Consider the following 16,207-nt stretch of genomic DNA (forward strand, 5'->3'; position numbering starts at 1 on the left):
CCCCGGACCCCCGCCCTTCCGCCCACGGCGAAGTCGTGCAATCCCGCGCCGCGCCGACGCGCCGTCCCGCACCCGATGCCCGTGCCGGGTACCTCTCCGGTGCCCGGTCTCGACACCCCTCTCCACCGCTACTCGACCACCATGCGGTCCGCGGGTCTCGATACGCCGCTCCGCCGCTAGCCGCCCCCGGCCCGAGACGGCCGCCGCAGGCGCCGCTCCCCGTCGCCCGCCCCCGGCGCCGTGCCTCAGTCGGCCGCCCCCGGCGCCGTGCTCCCCTGGTGGCCGCCCCCGGCGCCACCGCACGACGAAGGCCCGGGTCCTGCGCAGCAGGACCCGGGCCTTCGTTCGTGCACCCTATTCCCCCCGACGAGCAGTGCTGACGGCCCGCGGGGGTGTCGTGGGCAAGGCGGAGGAGGAGAGCTGTAGCGGAGCTACCGCCGACGACGACAACGCCGCCCACGGCACCCCCGCGGGTCGTCAGCCCTTGGTGGCGCCGGCGAGGAGGCCGCGGACGAAGAACCTCTGGAGGGAGAAGAACACGATGAGCGGCACGATGATCGAGATGAACGCGCCGGCCGTGAGCAGCTCCCACGATTGGCCGTAGGAGCCGGTGAGGTCCTGCAGCGCCTTCGTGATCGGCAGCCCTTGTCCGGAGGTGAAGACCGTCGCGACCAGCAGGTCGTTCCAGACCCAGAGGAACTGGAAGATGCCGAAGGAGGCGATGGCGGGGACCGAGAGCGGGAGCACGATGCGGAAGAAGATCTGGCCGTGTCCGGCGCCGTCCACTCGTGCCGCTTCGATGACCTCGCCGGGGATCTCGGAGATGAAGTTGTGGAGCATGAAGATCGCGAGCGGGAGCGCGAAGATCGTGTGCGCGATCCACACCTTCGCGTAGGAGCCGTCCAACCCGTTCACCCCGAGGCCGGGGAGGATGTAGAGCCCTCCGATGCGCAGGCCGTCCGAGAACAGCTGCAGCAGCGGCACGAGCGCCATCTGGATGGGAACGATCTGGAGCGAGAACACGAGGACGAAGAGCGTGTTGCGGCCCTTGAAGTCGATCCAGGCGAACGCGTAGGCGGCGAGGCTGGCGATCGTGATCGGGATCAGCGCCGCCGGCAGCGTGATGACCAGCGAGTTCACGAACGCCTTGCCCAGGGTCAGGCTGTCGCCGGAGTTGAGCGCGTTCGCGTAGTTGTCGAGGGTGAAGCCGGGGTTGGCGAAGATCGTCCACCAGCCGGTCGTCTTGATGTCGTTCGCGGGGCGGAACGACGAGATGAACAGGCCGAGGGTGGGGACGGTCCAGATGACGGCGATGATCAGCGCGGCGAGAGTGGCGCCGCGCGATGTCGTCGCCTTCTTGACCTTGCCGCTGGCCGCCTCGATCCTGGACTCGCCGCGGGCGAGCGCGCGCTCGGTGCTGCGGTCGACCGGAACCTGGATCGGAGTGGGCGTGACGCTCATCGGATCTCCCTCTGCTTGGCGAGCTGGCGGGCGTTGTAGACGACGATCGGGAGCACGAGCAGGAACAGGATGACCGCGAGGGCCGCGCTGTAGCCGCTGCGGGCGCCGAGCTGGAACTGGCGGACCATCTCGAACGCGAGGACCGTGGTGTCGGAGCGGCCACCGGTCATCGCCGAGACGATGTCGAAGACCTTCAGCGACGCGATCGAGATCGTCGTGAGGACGACCACGATCGAGGAGCGGATGCCGGGGACGGTGACGTTCCAGAAGGACTGCCACGCGCTGGTTCCGTCGAGCGAGGCCGCTTCGAGCTGCTCGGAGGGGACGCCCTTGATGGCGGCGGAGAGCACCGTCATGGCGAATCCGGCCTGGGTCCAGATGAGGACGACGACGAGGAACAGCGTGTTCCACGGCTCGAGTCCCAGCCAGTCGACCGGCGGGGCGCCGAAGGCGGTGAGGATGCCGTTGAGGAGGCCGATCTGCTCGCCCTGGCGCACGTCGTAGAAGAACTTGAAGATGATCGACGCGCCGACGAACGAGATCGCCATCGGCATGAAGACCAGCAGCTTGAAGAACTTCTCGCCGCGGCTCTTGTCGATGAAGACCGCGTAGGCGAGACCGATCGCGGTCGCCGTGATGGGGGCCAGGAGCACCCAGACCACCGTGTTCAGGAAGGCGGTGATGCCGTCGGGGCTGGTGAAGACCCAGACGAAGTTGTCGATGCCGGCGAATCCGGAGCCGTCGTTCTTCATGAACGCGTTGATGGCCGTCGTGATCGTCGGGTAGATCAGGCCGATGAGGATGAAGAAGGCGGCCGGTGCCATGAACGCGATGAGCTGGAGTCCGTAGCCCGCGCCTTTGCGGGACCGGAAGTCGAGCAGGAACAGCGCGCCGCCGATGACGGCGGCCACCACCGCGACCCAGAGGACGGAGTTGTAGAGGCCGAAGACCAGCAGGAGGACGACCGGCAGGACGACCGTCACCGCGAGCCGGAGGACCGTGTAGCCGGTGCCGCGGCGGGGCGCGATCTCGACGAAGAAGAGGATGAGCGCCACCACGGCCGCGAAGGCCAGGAGGATGAGCGGGATCTGCGCGAGCGGCGGGATTCCCGCCAGCCATTGGAAGAACCCCGAGATGGTGATGGGGGACATGGACGCCCTTTCGAGTGCGACTCTGGACTCAGGAGGGGCCCGGCCCCGGGATCCGTGGATCCGGGGGCCGGGCCGTCACAGCTGAGCCGCCACTCGGGAGCGGCGGCTCTGCTCCGCTGCTAGGAGGTGTAGCCGGCCTGGATCTCCTCGAGCGCCTGGTCGGTGCTCGTGCCGTCGATCCAGTCGACCATGCCCTTGAAGAAGCTGTCCGAGCCCACTGCCTTCGGCATGAGGTCGGACGCGTCGAAGCGGAACGTGGTGTCCGGGTTCTGGAGGATCGCGATGGAGTCCTTCAGGACGTCGCTGCCCGCGTTGGCCGGGTCGAGACCGGTGTTCGCGGAGATGACGCCGCCGAGGGAGACGCGGCTGTTGGCCCAGTCGGCGCTGGCGAGGTACTCCTGGACCTTCGCGGTGTCCTCGTCGTTCGAGAACGCGGCGACCATCTCGCCACCACCGGTGACGGCCTGGGCGTCGTCGGCCTTGACCGGCGGGGTGAGGAAGGCCCACACGTCGCCGTCCTCGGCCACGTTGGCGCCGGCCGAGGTCAGGAAGCCCTCGAAGAACGAGGCCTGGTGGGTCAGCGCGCAGGTGCCGTTCGCCATGTTCTGGGCGACGTCGCCGAAGGCGGTGGAGTTGATCGACTTCACGTCGCCGTAGCCGGCGTTGACAAGGGTCGGGTCGAGGAGGATCGATCCGACGGAGTCGAACGCGGACTTGATGGCCGGGTCGGTGAAGGGGGTGTCGCCCGCGACCCAGGAGTCGTAGACGTCGGGGCCGGCCTCGCGGAGGACGGCGTCCTCGATCCAGTCGGTTCCGGGCCAGCCGGAGGCCTCACCGGAGTTGAAGCCCGCGCACCAGGACGGTCCGCCGGTCTTCTCGGCGATCGTCTTGCCGAGCGCCTCCATCTCGTCCCACGTCGTGGGAACGGAGACGCCCCACTCCGTGAACTTGGCCGGGGAGTACCAGATGTAGCCCTTGACGGACGCCATCAGCGGCGCGCCGTACTGGGTGCCGTCGACCTGGCCGTACTTCTGCCAGTCCTCGGACCAGTTCTGCTTGACGTTGGCGAGGGCGCCCTCGGGGAGCTCCTGCACCTTGCCGGAGGCGACGGTGTCGGCGAGCAGACCCGGCTGCGGGAAGATCGCGAGGTCGGGGGTGTCGCCACCCTGGACCTTGATGCCGATCTGCTTCTCGAACTCCTTGTCGCCCGTGTACTTGATCTCGATGCCGCTCTCCTTCTCCCAGTCCGCCCATGACTGCTCGAGAAGGGTGGCCTCGTCGCCGTTGATGGTGCCGTAGACGTTGACGACGCCGTCGGCGGTGCCGACCGTGCCGGCCGAGCTGCCGCCGCCGGCGTTCGGGTCGTTGGGGTCACTGCTGCTGGAGCAGCCCGCGAGTGCGATGCCGGCCGCTGCCAGAACGGCGACCGGGACGGTGATACGGCGGTGCAGGGATGACCGCATTCTTCCTCCTCATTGAGTGGTGGAACCAGCCGAGCAGGCCGCTCCTCGCCGATCGGGATCGGGAGGCTGTGGCGGCTCGAAGCGTGTGCCGCGACGACTCGGATGCTGGTGATGGCGATGCCAGGAGGAACTCCGAGCGGATCACCGGATTCGTGTGGGTGGGCTCCCACGGAGGGAAACCTTTCCACAAGAACGATGAAAGCACAACGCCGGTGATAGAGCGCTCTCTGAGATAACGATTCGGCGTCAGAACAGCGATCGCGGCGGCCGGGCCGGGCGGAGATCGATCTCGGCGCGACGCCCGGCCGCCGGGCGGGGTATAACTTCCTGGAACCGTTTCCAGCATCGAGGCCGGACGGTCGGGAGGAACGCCGTGCCAGGCATCGAAGAGGTGGCCGAGCTCGCAGGAGTGTCGAAGGCGACGGTCTCGCGCGCGCTCAGCGGCCGGGGCTACGTCTCCGCGGGGACGAAGCAGCGCGTCGAGCGCGCCGCGACGAGCCTGGGCTACGTCGTCTCCGCCAACGCCTCCAGCCTCGTCACCGGCCGCAGCAACAACATCGCCGTGATCATCCCGATCATCAACCAGTGGTTCTTCGCCGGGATCATCGAGGGCATCGAGCGCGCCCTGCTCGCCGCCGGCTACGACCTGCTCCTCTACAACATCGACAAGCACCTCGACGCCCGCCGGAGCGTGTTCGAGTACTACCTCGTCCGCAAGCGCGTCGACGCGATCGTCGCGGTCACCCTCGAGATCTCGCCGCACGAGACGGAGGCGCTCCTCGCCCTGGGCAAGCCCATCGTCGGCATCGGCGGCGAGCTCCCCGGCATCCCCACCTTCAGCATCGACGACGTCGCCGCCTCCCGCCTCGCCACGGAGCACCTGCTCTCCCTCGGCCACGAGCGGGTCGTCCACATCGGCGGGCTCGCGGAGGAGGAGATGGACTTCCACGTCCACACGCAGCGCCGCGACGGCTTCCGCCAGGCGCTCGAGGCCGCCGGCCTCGAGCCGGGCGCGCAGGACATCGTGCCCACCACCTTCGACATCCCCGGCGGGCACAGCGCCGGACGGCAGGTCCTCGGCGACCCGCGGACCCGGCCGACGGCGATCTTCGCCGCCTCCGACGAGATCGCGATCGGGATCATCCTCGCGGCGCGCGAGCTCGGCCTCTCGGTGCCCGAGGACGTCTCCGTCATCGGGATCGACGACCACCCCCTCGCCGAGCTCTTCGGTCTCAGCTCGATCCGCCAGGACCCGCGCCAGCAGGGCGAGCTCGCGGTCGCGCTGGTGCTGGACGCGCTGGCCGCCCTCGGTCGAGGCGAGCCCCCTCCCCCGGCCCGCCACACGCTGATCCCCGCCTCGCTGGTGATCCGCACCAGCACCTCGGCGCCGCGGGGGGCGAGAATCGGAGCATGAGCGACTCCGACACCCCCACCGTCCGCGACGTCCCCGAGCGGTCCCGCTTCGTGATCGAGGTCGGCGGCACCCCGGCCGGCTTCGCCGCGTACACCCGTCAGGGCGACGAGGTGACGCTCACCCACACCGTCGTCGACGACGCGTGGGAGGGCCACGGCCTCGGGAGCATCCTCGCGCGGGCCGCGGTCACCGCGATCACGGAGGCGGGCGGCACGGTCGTCCCGCGCTGCCCCTTCGTCGCGGCCTGGCTGCGCAAGCACCCCGACGTCGACGCCCGGGTCCGCTGGCCCGAGGACTGACTCACTCCGGGGGCGTCCTGCTCCCGATCTCCTGGAGCGCCCAGGTGTTGCCGTCCGGATCGGCGAAGTACGCGTACTGCACGCCGCCCAGGTCCTGGACCTCGCTGATCTCGAGCGAGCGGCCGACGAGCTCCGCGCGAGCGGCGGCGATGTCGTCGACGACGAGGTGGAGGGAGCGGACGACGCCCTCCTCCGGACCGGGGCCCATCCCGCTGCCGACCACGATCGAGCAGGCCGAGCCGGGCGGGGTGAGCTGGACCACGCGCATCGCGGCGGAGGGCCGCACGTCGTGGTCGAGGTGGAAGCCCATCACCTCCGTGTAGAAGGCGACCGCGCGGTCGACGTCGCCGACGGGGAGGGGGACGAGCTCGAGTCGCATCTGCACGCGACCAGTGTGCCGCGCGGCGGAACCGCGCGGGAGGGGTCAGTCCCGCGGGCCGACGACGAGGCGCTCGTGCATGATCTCGACGGCGCGCTCGAGGACGCGGCGGTCCTCGAGGGTGAGATCGGCGAAGATCGGCGTCAGCGCGTCGCCGAGGTCGGTCCGCCAGGCGTTCAGCGCGTCCGCGCCGGCGGGAGCCAGGCGGATCTGCCAGGCGCGCGCGTCGAGGGGATCGGCGATCCGGTCGAGCCAGCCGGTCTCGACGAGGTTCTTCACGATCTTGGTCATCGTGGGCTGCGAGACGCGGCTCTGGGAGGCGAGCTCCCCCAGGCGCATCGGGCCCATCGAGAGGAGCACCGAGAGCGTGCGCCAGACGGCCTGCGACTCCTGGTTGCCGGTCGCCTGGGCGGCGAGGCGGGTGATCCGGTGCGTCACCGAGACGAAGTCGCTCAGGAGCTCGCTGAGCGAGACCTCGCTGGGCGGGACGTCGCGGGCGGGGAGCCCGGCGAGCAGATCGTGAGCAGTCACGCTCCGATCCTAGGGGCGCGCGCCGCCAACGGCCGGGAACGACGAAGGGCGCCGCCTCCGAGGAGACGACGCCCTGCGTCTGCAGGCGTGCCTGCGTCACCCTGACGAGCGACCGGCCGGAGCCGGCACCCGCGACGGGTGAGGGGGATTACTTGACGGTGACGGTCGCGCCGGCGCCCTCGAGCTGAGCCTTGGCCTTCTCGGCGGTCTCCTTGTTGACGGCCTCGAGGACCGCCTTGGGGGCACCGTCGACGAGCGCCTTCGCCTCACCGAGGCCGAGGCTGGTGAGGGCGCGCACCTCCTTGATGACCTGGATCTTCTTCTCGCCGGCGGCCTCGAGCACGACGTCGAACTCGGTCTGCTCCTCGACCTCTTCGGCGGGGGCGGCCGGGCCGGCCACACCGGCGGCGGCGACGGGCGCCGCAGCGGTGACCTCGAAGACCTCTTCGAACTTCTTGACGAACTCCGAGAGCTCGATGAGCGTGAGCTCCTTGAAGGCCTCGATGAGCTCGTCCTGCGTGAGCTTTGCCATGATTTTTCTCCTTGTTTTTCTTTGTCTACGAACCGCGCGCGCACTGCTTCCCGGAAGGGGAAGACGTCAGCTCGCGGACTCCTGCTTCTCGCGCAGCGCCTCGACCGTGCGAACGGCCTTCGAGAGCGGAGCGTTGAACAGATATGCGGCGCCGAACAGCGAGGCCTTGAAGGCGCCGGCGAGCTTGCCGAGCAGAACTTCGCGGGACTCGAGGTCGGCGAGCTTGCCCACCTCTTCTGCGGTCAGCGGGTTACCGTCGAAGTAACCGCCCTTGACCACGAGGAGAGGGTTTGCCTTGGCGAAGGCACGCAGCGACTTCGCGACGGCGACAGGGTCGCCGTGCACGAACGCGATGGCCGAGGGGCCAGCGAGCTCGTCGTCGAAGGACGAGATACCGGCGTTGTTCGCCGCGATCTTGGTCAGCGTGTTCTTCACCACGGCGTAGGTTGCGTGCTCACTGATGTCCTTGCGCAGCGTCTTGAGCTGAGCAACAGTGAGACCGCGGTACTCGGTCAGCAGAACGGCCGTCGAGCTCTGGAACTTCTCCGTGAGTTCGGCAACCGAGGCTTCCTTGTTCGCCATGGCTACTCCTGTGAATTCTCGTGCCGGTAGCCCGAAGGCAGGCAAAGAAAAAAGCTCCGGCACAGGGGCGCGGAGCTTCGGGATCGCGGTGAGGCGGAACTGAACTCGTGCACCTGCGCGGGCAATTCGCTTCGCGAATCCTTCGTCCGGTGGCGATCCGCGGGGCCGGGGCCCTGCTCGTGCGCACACCGGAAACCGGCGGTCTTTGGCTTCGGGAAGCGTACGTCATCGCGGCGCGCGGGCGCAAGTCGAGGAGGAGGGTCCTCGCGCGGGATGCTGGAGGCATGACCGGCCCGACCCCCGACTCCGCCCGCGACGTCGACTCCGCGATCGCCTCGGTGGAGGGCGAGCTCAGCACCCTCTTCAACCGTGTGCGGGCGGCGATGCGCTCCTACGCCGAGCGTCTCCACCCGGAGCTGACGCCACTGGGCTACAAGACGATCTCGGCGCTCGAGCGCCGCGGACCCGTGCACTCGGGCGTGCTGGCCGAGCTCCTCGAGATGGACAAGTCGGCGCTCAGCCGCCAGATCACGGCGCTCGACCGCCTCGGCTTCCTCGAGCGCACCCCCGACCCGCAGGACGGCCGCGCCACGATCCTCTCGGTGACTCCGGCGACCGCCGCGCGGCTGCGCGAGATCCGCAGCTCGAACCAGGCGCTGATGCACGAGGAGCTGCGCAGCTGGGCGCTCGCCGACGTCGAGCTCTTCGCCTCTCTCCTGCACAGGATCAACGACCTTGACATCTGACGCTTAGCACCCCGTCCGTTCGGGGACAATCGCCGGACGCCGCCCGCTCGACTGCGTAGTTTCGGAGGCGATGGACCAGCACTCCTCCTCTCTCCTCCCCCACGACGTCGACGGCGCGCTCGGCTTCGCGCGCGGTCTGAGCGCCGACGCGCCCCGGCCCGGCACCGGTCGCACCGCCGAGCTGCACGGTCTCCTCGAGCGCCTGGCTCGGCACGACCTCGGCGTCGCGCGCGCGGTGGAGCCGCACCTCGACGCTCTCGCGATCCTCGGCGAGGCGGAGCTCGACCCGTCCGGACTCGGAGTCGCCGCCGACGCCGCCTGGGGGGTCTTCGCGGCCGAGGGCGGCGGGGATCCTCTGGTCGCGCGCGAGAGCGACGGCGACTGGCTGCTCGACGGAGTGAAGCCCTGGTGCTCGCTGGCCGACCGCCTCGACGCCGCCCTCGTCACCGCCCACGTCGGCGACGCCTCCGGCGAGCGCCGCCTCTTCGCCGTGGCGCTGCGCGACGGGTCGGCGACGCCGGAGCAGGACGCCTGGCACGCGCGGGGCCTGACGGAGGTGCCCAGCGGACCGGTCCGCTTCTCCGGCACCCGCGCCGTCCCCGTGGGGGACGCCGGCTGGTACCTCTCGCGGCCCGGCTTCGCCTGGGGCGGCATCGGCGTCGCCGCCTGCTGGCACGGCGGAGCCCTCGGAGTCGCGGCTGCCGTCGCGGCAGCGGCAGCCCGACGCGAGGACCCGCACCTCCTGGCCCACCTCGGAGCGATCGACACGGCGCTCTCCGCGTCGCGCCGGGCGCTGGACGAGGCCGCCGCGGCGGTCGACGCGGGCGAGGCCGACGGCCCCCGCGGCTCACTGCTCGCCAAGCGCGTGCGGGCGAGCGTCGCCGGAGCGGTCGAGGAGATCCTGCTCCGCGCCGGCCGCGCGCTCGGCCCGGCTCCGCTCGCCCTCGACGCCGAGCACGCCAAGCGCGTCGCCGACCTCGCGCTCTACGTCCGCCAGCACCACGCCGAGCGCGACGACGCCGCTCTCGGCCGCGCCGTGCTCGCCTCGGGCGAGGCGGCCTCCTGGTGAGCCGGCCCTTCGACGGGCGCCTCGAGGGCACTCCTCTCGAGCGCTGGACCGCGGACGGCCGCCGCGACCGCCTCCCGGAGCTGACCCTGCCCGACGGGATCCGGCGCGTCCTGGTGGTCGTGGCGCACGCCGACGACGAGACCCTCGGCTGCGGCGGCACCATCGCGCTCGCGCGTCGGCGCGGGATCGCGGTCGACGTCGTCGTCGTGACCGACGGAGCCGCGGCCCACGGGGAGCGGGACGCGGACCTCGCTGCCGAGCGCCGGCGGGAGGCCTCGGACGCACTGTCGGAGCTCGGCCCCGGCATCGGGCTCGCCTTCCTCGACGTGCCGGACTCGGCGACCCCGGAGCACCACGAGCGCATCGCACGCGAGGTGCGCGAGCGGGCGGCCGGCGCCCCCGGGACCGTCCTGCTCCTCTCCACCTGGACCGGGGACGGGCACCGGGACCACCGCGTGGTCGGCGAGGTCTGCGCGGAGGTCGCTCGCGAGCTCGGGCAGCCGCTCCTCGCCGCGCCGATCTGGCTGTGGCACTGGGCGGACCCGGAGGACCCCGAGGTGCCGTGGGGCGATCTCGTGCGCCTGCCGCTCGACGACGAGCTGCTCGAGCGCACCCGCCGCGCCCGCTCCCGCTATCCCAGCCAGACCCGCCCCGGGCCCGACGGGACCGGTCCGGTGCTCCATCCGCTCTTCCTGCGCACCTTCACCGGGAACGACCGGCTGGTGAGGATCGCATGAGCTACTTCGACGAGCTGTACGCCCGCCACGAGGACCCGTGGGGGTACACGAGCCGCTGGTACGAGCAGCGCAAGCGCGCCCTGACCCTCGCGAGCCTGCCGGAGCAGCGCTACGGCTCCGTGCTGGAGATCGGCGCCTCGATCGGCGTGCTGGCCGAGGCGCTGGCCGACCGGGCCGACCGCCTGCTGGCGATCGACGTGTCGAGCGCCGCCGTCGAGCGCGCCGCCCGCCGCCTCGCTCCGCTCGAGCACGTGCGGGTCGAGCACCACGACATCACCCGCGGCGTGCCGGAGGGTCCGTTCGACCTGGTCGTGCTCTCGGAGGTCGGCTACTACCTCGGCGACGCCCTCCTCGGCGTGCTGCGCACCATCCGCGCCGCCCTCGCCCCCGCGGGGGAGCTCGTCACCGTGCACTGGCGGCATCCGATCGAGGGGCTCGCTCTGGACGGCGACGCCGTGCAGTCCGCCGTGGCCGAGCTGGGCCTGCACCGCCTCGCCCGCCACGAGGAGGAGGACGTCCTGCTCGAGGTCCACGCCCGCGACTCCCGCTCGGTCGCCCGCCGGACGGGGCTGGTGTGAGCCGGCTCGCGCAGGTGCTGGTCGTCGTCCCGGCCCTCGACGAGGAGGAGCGGATCGGCGGCCTGATCGCCTCCGTCCGGGCGAGCGCGACCCACCTCGCCCATCGGGCGCCCGGAATCGGGATGCGCCTCGTGGTCGCCGCGGACGGCTGCTCCGACGCGACCGTCGAGCGGGCCCGTGCCGCCGGCGCCGAGGTGCTGGAGCTCGCCCGCTGCGGAGTCGGCGCCGCCCGCTCCGCCGGGATCGCGCACGCCCTCTCCTCCGTCGCTGCTCCGCTCGAGCAGGTGTGGATCGCCAACACCGACGCCGACACCGTGGTCCCCCGCGACTGGCTGGCCGCCCACGTCGAGCACTCCCGACGGCACGACGCGCTGCTCGGCACGGTCCGGCCCGACCCGGCCGACCTCTCCCCCGGTGCCTACTCGCGCTGGCGAGACGTCCGCGCGCGGGAGGAGTCGATCGGCAGCATCCACGGCGCGAACCTCGGCGTCCGCGCGAGCGCATACCTCGCGGCGGGCGGCTTCGGCCGGGAGCCGCTGCACGAGGACGTCCTGCTCGTCGAGCGGCTGCGCGCGAGCGGCGCCCGGGTCGGAGCGACGGACCGCGGCGAGGTGGTCACCTCCGGCCGCCGCGACAACCGGGTCGAGGGCGGCTACGGCCACTACCTCCACGCTCGCTTCCCGTCCGAGACGTCTCCGGCCTGCGGCTGAATCGGGTACACGCGCACGCGGAACACGATGCGAGGGGTCCCTGTCAATGGTCGGGCCGTGGTTTGTCACGGATTGCGCAGGAGAGTCAAATGGGTGTCGAGCACGACCCGGTGCTCTCCGATGGAAGGGTCACCGCATGAATCCCCGCCTCGTCCTGCTGGCACTGGTCGCCTTCACCGCCTACGTGTTCGGCTCCCGCGCCGGCCGTGGCCGCTACGAAGAGCTGCGCCACCTCGCACTCGGCGTGTGGAACGACCCGGCCACGAAGAAGACCCGCAAGAAGCTCAAGAAGACCTCCAAGCGCGAGGCCAAGCAGCTCACCGCCATCGCGAGCAAGGCCCGCGACAAGGTGCAGCGCCGCCTCCGCTGACCCCCGCTTCCACGACTCACCGGACACCGGCCCGCCGGTGTCTCCGCTCGCATCGGAACGGCCGATCGAGCACGAACTGAAGGAGAAACATCATGGGCATCATCAGCTGGATCATCCTCGGCCTCATCGCCGGGGCGCTCGCCAAGCTCATCCTCCCGGGCAAGCAGGGCGGCGGATGGATCATCACGATCGTCCTCGGCATCGTGGGCGCGCTGCTCGGCGGCTTCCTCAGCACGCTGTTCGGCATCCAGGACGCCGTCAACGGCATCAACATCGTGAGCATCATCGTCTCCGTCGTCGGTGCGATCGTCGTCCTCCTCATCTACGGCGCGATCGTCGGCCGCAAGTCCCGCGCGTAAGTCGCGCTCCTCGAAGGCCCCCGGCATCCGTGCCGGGGGCCTTCGGCGTTCCCGGGCGGGCGCACCTCTGCTCGGGGGATCCGACTCCTCCTCCGCGGGGAAGCTGGATGTCCGCCGAGCGCGCAAGGGGTTGATGCTGGGAGCCGCAGGCGATGGACTGGAGGCACGACGGCGCGGCTCCACTGCGCCCTCGCCCCGACGAAAGGACGTACTCGCTCATGAGCGACGACACCGCAACGGTCCCCACGATCACCCTGAACAACGGCGTGGAGATCCCGCAGCTGGGCTTCGGCGTGTTCCAGATCGACCCGGCCGAGACCAAGGACGCGACCCTGGCGGCCCTCGAGGTCGGCTACCGCCACATCGACACCGCCGAGATGTACGGCAACGAGGCGGGCGTCGGCGAGGCCGTCCGCGCCTCCGGCCTCGACCGCTCCGAGGTCTTCGTGACCAGCAAGCTCAACAACGGCTTCCACGCCCGCGAGGACGCTCTCGCCGCGATCGACGTCACCCTCGGCGAGCTGAAGTTCGACTACGTCGACCTCTTCCTCATCCACTGGCCGCTCCCGAACGTGGGCGACTACCTGGAGACCTGGAAGGCGATGGAGGAGATCTACCGCAGCGGCAAGGCGAAGGCGATCGGCGTCTCCAACTTCCAGACCAACCACCTCAACCGGCTCCGCGCCGAGGCGACCATCGTCCCGGCCGTGAACCAGATCGAGGTGCACCCCTACCTCGTGCAGCAGGAGCTCCGCGCCTACGGCACCGAGCACGGCATCGCGACCGAGGCCTGGTCGCCGATCGCGCAGGGCCTCGTCCTCGACGACGACACCATCACCCGCATCGCGCGCAACGTCGACCGCAGCCCGGCGCAGGTCGTGCTCCGCTGGCACATCCAGCGCGGCGACATCGTCTTCCCGAAGTCGGTCACCCGCAAGCGCGTGGAGGAGAACTTCGCTCTCTTCGACTTCGAGCTCGACGACGAGGCGATGACCGACATCACGGCGCTCGACCGCGGCCACCGCACCGGCCCCGACCCCGACACCTTCAACTACATCCCGAGCTGATCCTCGGCTCCACGGAGCGCGCCCGGCCTGCAGTCGTCCTGCGGACCGGGCGCGCTCGTGCGTGGGGCGGCGAGCCGAGCCGCGCACGAACAGGGCGGGTCTCGAGACGCCGCGCTGCCGCTCCTCGACCGGCACGGTCACGGGCCGACCGCACCCCTGCTGATCGAGGAGCGGGCGCAGCCCGCGTATCGGGATCCACCCCACCGACGAGCAGCGCGGATCCCGATGCGCCGGGCCCGCGGGTCAGCCCTGCTGCGAGTCGCGCCAGGAGTGCTCGGGGGCGTAGCCGAGGACCTCGCGGGCGTGGTCGATCGAGAGCAGGGTGCCGGTTGTCCCGAGGTCGCCGCGCAGCTCGACGCCGGGGAACACCTCGGCCACCAGCTCGGCGTTGGGGCGCGTCATCACGGTGTCGGCCGCGGCGATGATGAAGCGGTCGAACCCGGTCGTCTCGGCGAGCAGCGCCTTCTCGACCGCCTGCGCTCCGTCGCGTCCGTCGATGTAGCCCCAGAGGTTCCACTTGCGCAGCAGCGCGTCGGAGTCGAACGACGGGAACTCGGCGTAGTCGACCTCGTCCATGACGTTCGAGAAGCGCAGGCCCGTGATCTTCAGGTCCGGGTGCCAGCGGCACAGCTCGATCGCCATCTGCTCCTCGAGGTGCTTGGTGAGCGAGTAGACCGACTCCGGGCGCGCCGGGTACTGCTCGTCGACCGGGATGTAGGGCGGCGGGACGTCGAAGGGCAGGCCCAGCACGGTCTCGCTGGAGGCGTAGACGACGTTGCGGATGCCGGCACGGATCGCTCCGTGGAAGGCGTTGAACGTCGCGATCATGTTGTTGTGGAACGTGGCGACGTCGGGCACGAGGCCCGGCGCGGGTATCGCGGCGAGGTGCACGAGCGCGTCGATGCCCTCGTACTGGTCGTTCACCGACTGCAGCGCGTCCACGACCTGGCCGTAGTCGGCGATGTCGATGCGGACGAAGCCCGCGCCGCGGTCCCCCGCGCGGTCCAGGTTGAAGACCTCGTGCCCGGAGGCGCGGAGGCGGGTGACGACGTGGCGGCCGAGCTTGCCGGATCCACCGGTGACTGCGATTCTCATGCTCGAACGCTAACGGGCCTGAGCGACGAGGGACGAGGGTTGCGGATCAGCTCCGGGCATGGAGCGAGATCGCGCCGCCGACCTCGGGCGTCGTCTCGTCGGCGACGAGCTCCGTCCAGCGGCGGAGCACGGCGGCGCCGGCCGCGTCGTTCACGGCTCCGTCGACGACGAGGACCGGGTAGGGCTTCTCGGGCACGCCCTCCGCGGGCCGCACGTCGACGTGGGCGACGTCGTAGGCGTGCTCGAACAGCCAGTCGGCCATCGCGTAGTCGCTCCGGGAGTCGCCGACCGTGCGCCAGCGCTGCGGGATCGCGCCCGTCGCTCCGAGCAGCTCCACGGCGCGCTGGGCGCCGAGGTCCTTGCCGAGCCGGTTCGACTCGATGTCGGTCGAGATGACGGTCGGGTCGATGCGGAAGTCGACCGTCCCCTCCTCGTTCGGATACCGGATGCCGCGTCGCTCGACCCCGAGGCCCGCGGCGGTCATGATCTGCAGGGCGTCGGCATCGAAGACGAGCTGGCGCTCGAGGTAGTCCTCGCTCGGCAGGTCGACCAGCTGCTCGGCGGACACCATCGCGCGCTTGGTCTCGTCGAAGAAGACCAGGTCGTCGTAGTCGGAGCGGATCATCCGCTCGAGGTCGCGGGCCACCGGCTCGGGGATCGCGAGCGACTCGTCGACGATCGGCTCCGAGGTGCCGCGGTAGTCGACGGTGAACCAGACGGCGCCCTTCTCGCAGACGCAGACGATGCGGGCCTCGGCCGAGACGCCTCGCTCGAGGAGCGCGGGCAGGACCCGCTCGCGCAGGAACGCGTCGGAGCGGCCCGTGTTGAACACGATCGGGATGCCGGCGTTGGCCAGGGCGACGAGGTCGTCGGCGATCTCGGGGATCGAGATCGTGCGCGTGACGGGGCTCGCGATGGGCCCGTCGACGTCGAGGAGCAGGCCGAGCGGAGGGGGTGTGGAGGTCATCGTGTCCCATTCTGCCGTGCCGGGGCCGCTCGACGCCTCCGTGACCGCCTCCGCGCGGGCGGAGCGGTTCAGGAGGCGGGGACGACGAGGGTGCGCTGGGCGGTGGTGCCGTCGGGGGCGAGGACGACGAGGGTGATCAGGGTCTCGGAGTCGCGGCAGTCGGCGGTGACGGCGGCGTAGCCGGACGCCGCGAGGTCGACGGGCTCGCCCGCGCTCGCGTCGGTGGTGCCGACGGCCAGGCGGGCGGTGGCGCCTCCGCTCGTCTCCCACGACAGGGCGAGCGGGATGGAGGCGGTGCGGTCGCCCTCGCAGTCGACAGAGGCGGGGGTGGAGGCGAAGGAGACGATCACGGGAGGAGCGTCGGATGCGGTGCCCGGCTCGGTGTCGGACGGAGCGGCGGAGGCCGTCGGCGCGGGGGCGGCGGCGCCGTCGGCCGCCTCCGCGGAGCCGGGAGCGGCGGACGTCGCCGGAACGGTCCCGGACGGCGCCGAGGACGGGCCCGCGGACGCCGTGGCTGCGCCGGGCGCTCCCCCGCCGGCGGGCCGGACGAGCAGCACGATCGCGAGGACGACGGCGACGAGTCCGAGGGCGGCGAGGACGATCCCGGTGGTGCGGGCGGAGCGGGACGGCATCGGTCCTCCTGGGACGAAACGGGACGGGACGGGACGGGACGGGACGGGACGGGACGGGACGGGAC

At 71.2% G+C, this 16,207-nt stretch carries 20 protein-coding genes; 10 read left to right on the top strand and 10 right to left on the bottom strand.

The annotated features are described in order from the left end of the window. Positions 1-477 precede the first annotated feature (477 nt). From C5C44_RS16220 to C5C44_RS16230, 3 genes are all read right to left on the bottom strand, one after another. Positions 478-1,461, bottom strand: a complete 984-nt coding sequence (locus C5C44_RS16220; protein ID WP_104224339.1) for a carbohydrate ABC transporter permease — start codon at positions 1,459-1,461, stop codon at positions 478-480. Then, positions 1,458-2,612: a carbohydrate ABC transporter permease gene (locus tag C5C44_RS16225; protein WP_181027270.1), complete on the bottom strand. Its 1,155-nt coding sequence runs from the start codon at positions 2,610-2,612 to the stop codon at positions 1,458-1,460. Before C5C44_RS16225 ends, C5C44_RS16220 begins: the two co-directional genes overlap by 4 nt. Before the next feature lie 119 nt (positions 2,613-2,731). Further along, a complete protein-coding gene (locus C5C44_RS16230) occupies positions 2,732-4,075 on the bottom strand; it encodes an ABC transporter substrate-binding protein (RefSeq protein WP_104262983.1) in 1,344 nt (447 codons plus the stop codon). Positions 4,076-4,448: 373 nt separating this feature from the next. Between C5C44_RS16230 and C5C44_RS16235 the strand changes: the two genes are divergently transcribed. Then, the gene (locus C5C44_RS16235; protein WP_104227182.1) at positions 4,449-5,489 is read left to right on the top strand and encodes a LacI family DNA-binding transcriptional regulator; all 1,041 of its coding nucleotides are present in this window, start codon (positions 4,449-4,451) and stop codon (positions 5,487-5,489) included. Next, positions 5,486-5,788 (top strand): GNAT family N-acetyltransferase, encoded by a 303-nt coding sequence (locus tag C5C44_RS16240; RefSeq protein WP_104224336.1) that lies wholly within the window; start codon positions 5,486-5,488, stop codon positions 5,786-5,788. The genes C5C44_RS16235 and C5C44_RS16240 overlap by 4 nt, the downstream gene beginning before the upstream one ends. 1 nt (position 5,789) lies before the next feature. Here the strand turns inward: C5C44_RS16240 and C5C44_RS16245 are convergent, their stop codons facing one another. The 4 genes from C5C44_RS16245 to rplJ form a co-directional block, all read right to left on the bottom strand. After that, the gene (locus tag C5C44_RS16245; RefSeq protein ID WP_181027271.1) at positions 5,790-6,173 is read right to left on the bottom strand and encodes a VOC family protein; all 384 of its coding nucleotides are present in this window, start codon (positions 6,171-6,173) and stop codon (positions 5,790-5,792) included. Between the two features lie 39 nt (positions 6,174-6,212). Beyond that, the gene (locus C5C44_RS16250; RefSeq protein WP_258059518.1) at positions 6,213-6,698 is read right to left on the bottom strand and encodes a MarR family winged helix-turn-helix transcriptional regulator; all 486 of its coding nucleotides are present in this window, start codon (positions 6,696-6,698) and stop codon (positions 6,213-6,215) included. Between the two features lie 148 nt (positions 6,699-6,846). Then, a complete protein-coding gene (gene rplL / locus C5C44_RS16255; RefSeq protein WP_104224335.1) occupies positions 6,847-7,230 on the bottom strand; it encodes a 50S ribosomal protein L7/L12 in 384 nt (127 codons plus the stop codon). A gap of 66 nt (positions 7,231-7,296) precedes the next feature. Further along, entirely contained in the window at positions 7,297-7,812 is a 516-nt protein-coding gene (gene rplJ / locus C5C44_RS16260; protein ID WP_055791018.1) for a 50S ribosomal protein L10, read from the bottom strand. A gap of 284 nt (positions 7,813-8,096) precedes the next feature. Between rplJ and C5C44_RS16265 the strand changes: the two genes are divergently transcribed. The 8 genes from C5C44_RS16265 (at position 8,097) to C5C44_RS16300 (ending at position 13,448) form a co-directional block, all read left to right on the top strand. Next, positions 8,097-8,558, top strand: a complete 462-nt coding sequence (locus C5C44_RS16265) for a MarR family winged helix-turn-helix transcriptional regulator (RefSeq protein ID WP_104224334.1) — start codon at positions 8,097-8,099, stop codon at positions 8,556-8,558. A gap of 70 nt (positions 8,559-8,628) precedes the next feature. Continuing rightward, positions 8,629-9,627 (top strand): acyl-CoA dehydrogenase, encoded by a 999-nt coding sequence (locus C5C44_RS16270; protein ID WP_219812390.1) that lies wholly within the window; start codon positions 8,629-8,631, stop codon positions 9,625-9,627. Continuing rightward, positions 9,624-10,364 carry a PIG-L deacetylase family protein gene (locus C5C44_RS16275; RefSeq protein ID WP_181132898.1) on the top strand — a complete coding sequence of 247 codons (741 nt, stop codon included), beginning with the start codon at positions 9,624-9,626 and terminating at the stop codon, positions 10,362-10,364. Before C5C44_RS16270 ends, C5C44_RS16275 begins: the two co-directional genes overlap by 4 nt. Continuing rightward, complete coding sequence (locus C5C44_RS16280; RefSeq protein WP_104336209.1) at positions 10,361-10,942, top strand: class I SAM-dependent methyltransferase; 582 nt, start codon at positions 10,361-10,363, stop codon at positions 10,940-10,942. The genes C5C44_RS16275 and C5C44_RS16280 overlap by 4 nt, the downstream gene beginning before the upstream one ends. Further along, positions 10,939-11,652: a glycosyltransferase family 2 protein gene (locus tag C5C44_RS16285; RefSeq protein ID WP_104234597.1), complete on the top strand. Its 714-nt coding sequence runs from the start codon at positions 10,939-10,941 to the stop codon at positions 11,650-11,652. The genes C5C44_RS16280 and C5C44_RS16285 overlap by 4 nt, the downstream gene beginning before the upstream one ends. Before the next feature lie 136 nt (positions 11,653-11,788). Then, on the top strand, positions 11,789-12,022 hold the full coding sequence (locus C5C44_RS16290; RefSeq protein WP_104227476.1) for a hypothetical protein: 234 nt from the start codon (positions 11,789-11,791) through the stop codon (positions 12,020-12,022). A 92-nt stretch (positions 12,023-12,114) separates the two neighbouring features. Beyond that, complete coding sequence (locus tag C5C44_RS16295) at positions 12,115-12,381, top strand: GlsB/YeaQ/YmgE family stress response membrane protein (protein ID WP_104224330.1); 267 nt, start codon at positions 12,115-12,117, stop codon at positions 12,379-12,381. A gap of 218 nt (positions 12,382-12,599) precedes the next feature. Beyond that, positions 12,600-13,448, top strand: coding sequence for an aldo/keto reductase (locus C5C44_RS16300; protein WP_104224329.1), 849 nt, complete (start codon positions 12,600-12,602; stop codon positions 13,446-13,448). Positions 13,449-13,691: 243 nt separating this feature from the next. Here the strand turns inward: C5C44_RS16300 and C5C44_RS16305 are convergent, their stop codons facing one another. From C5C44_RS16305 to C5C44_RS16315, 3 genes are all read right to left on the bottom strand, one after another. Then, the gene (locus C5C44_RS16305; protein WP_104224328.1) at positions 13,692-14,543 is read right to left on the bottom strand and encodes an NAD(P)-dependent oxidoreductase; all 852 of its coding nucleotides are present in this window, start codon (positions 14,541-14,543) and stop codon (positions 13,692-13,694) included. A gap of 46 nt (positions 14,544-14,589) precedes the next feature. Then, positions 14,590-15,510 (bottom strand): hypothetical protein, encoded by a 921-nt coding sequence (locus C5C44_RS16310; RefSeq protein ID WP_104224327.1) that lies wholly within the window; start codon positions 15,508-15,510, stop codon positions 14,590-14,592. A gap of 68 nt (positions 15,511-15,578) precedes the next feature. Then, positions 15,579-16,142, bottom strand: a complete 564-nt coding sequence (locus C5C44_RS16315) for a hypothetical protein (protein WP_104336210.1) — start codon at positions 16,140-16,142, stop codon at positions 15,579-15,581. Between the last annotated feature and the right edge of the window lie 65 nt (positions 16,143-16,207).

Origin of the sequence: Rathayibacter sp. AY1F6 (assembly GCF_002932035.1) — a bacterium.
Classification (GTDB): Bacteria; Actinomycetota; Actinomycetes; order Actinomycetales; family Microbacteriaceae; genus Rathayibacter.

Coding starts and splice junctions, on each gene's coding strand:
- rplJ (WP_055791018.1), bottom strand. CDS start 7,812: ATGGCGAACAAGGAAGCCTCGGTTGCCGAACTCACGGAGAAGTTCCAG.
- C5C44_RS16265 (WP_104224334.1), top strand. CDS start 8,097: ATGACCGGCCCGACCCCCGACTCCGCCCGCGACGTCGACTCCGCGATC.
- C5C44_RS16300 (WP_104224329.1), top strand. CDS start 12,600: ATGAGCGACGACACCGCAACGGTCCCCACGATCACCCTGAACAACGGC.
- C5C44_RS16225 (WP_181027270.1), bottom strand. CDS start 2,612: ATGTCCCCCATCACCATCTCGGGGTTCTTCCAATGGCTGGCGGGAATC.
- C5C44_RS16270 (WP_219812390.1), top strand. CDS start 8,629: ATGGACCAGCACTCCTCCTCTCTCCTCCCCCACGACGTCGACGGCGCG.
- C5C44_RS16240 (WP_104224336.1), top strand. CDS start 5,486: ATGAGCGACTCCGACACCCCCACCGTCCGCGACGTCCCCGAGCGGTCC.
- C5C44_RS16305 (WP_104224328.1), bottom strand. CDS start 14,543: ATGAGAATCGCAGTCACCGGTGGATCCGGCAAGCTCGGCCGCCACGTC.
- C5C44_RS16290 (WP_104227476.1), top strand. CDS start 11,789: ATGAATCCCCGCCTCGTCCTGCTGGCACTGGTCGCCTTCACCGCCTAC.
- C5C44_RS16315 (WP_104336210.1), bottom strand. CDS start 16,142: ATGCCGTCCCGCTCCGCCCGCACCACCGGGATCGTCCTCGCCGCCCTC.
- rplL (WP_104224335.1), bottom strand. CDS start 7,230: ATGGCAAAGCTCACGCAGGACGAGCTCATCGAGGCCTTCAAGGAGCTC.
- C5C44_RS16310 (WP_104224327.1), bottom strand. CDS start 15,510: ATGACCTCCACACCCCCTCCGCTCGGCCTGCTCCTCGACGTCGACGGG.
- C5C44_RS16230 (WP_104262983.1), bottom strand. CDS start 4,075: ATGCGGTCATCCCTGCACCGCCGTATCACCGTCCCGGTCGCCGTTCTG.
- C5C44_RS16280 (WP_104336209.1), top strand. CDS start 10,361: ATGAGCTACTTCGACGAGCTGTACGCCCGCCACGAGGACCCGTGGGGG.
- C5C44_RS16220 (WP_104224339.1), bottom strand. CDS start 1,461: ATGAGCGTCACGCCCACTCCGATCCAGGTTCCGGTCGACCGCAGCACC.
- C5C44_RS16295 (WP_104224330.1), top strand. CDS start 12,115: ATGGGCATCATCAGCTGGATCATCCTCGGCCTCATCGCCGGGGCGCTC.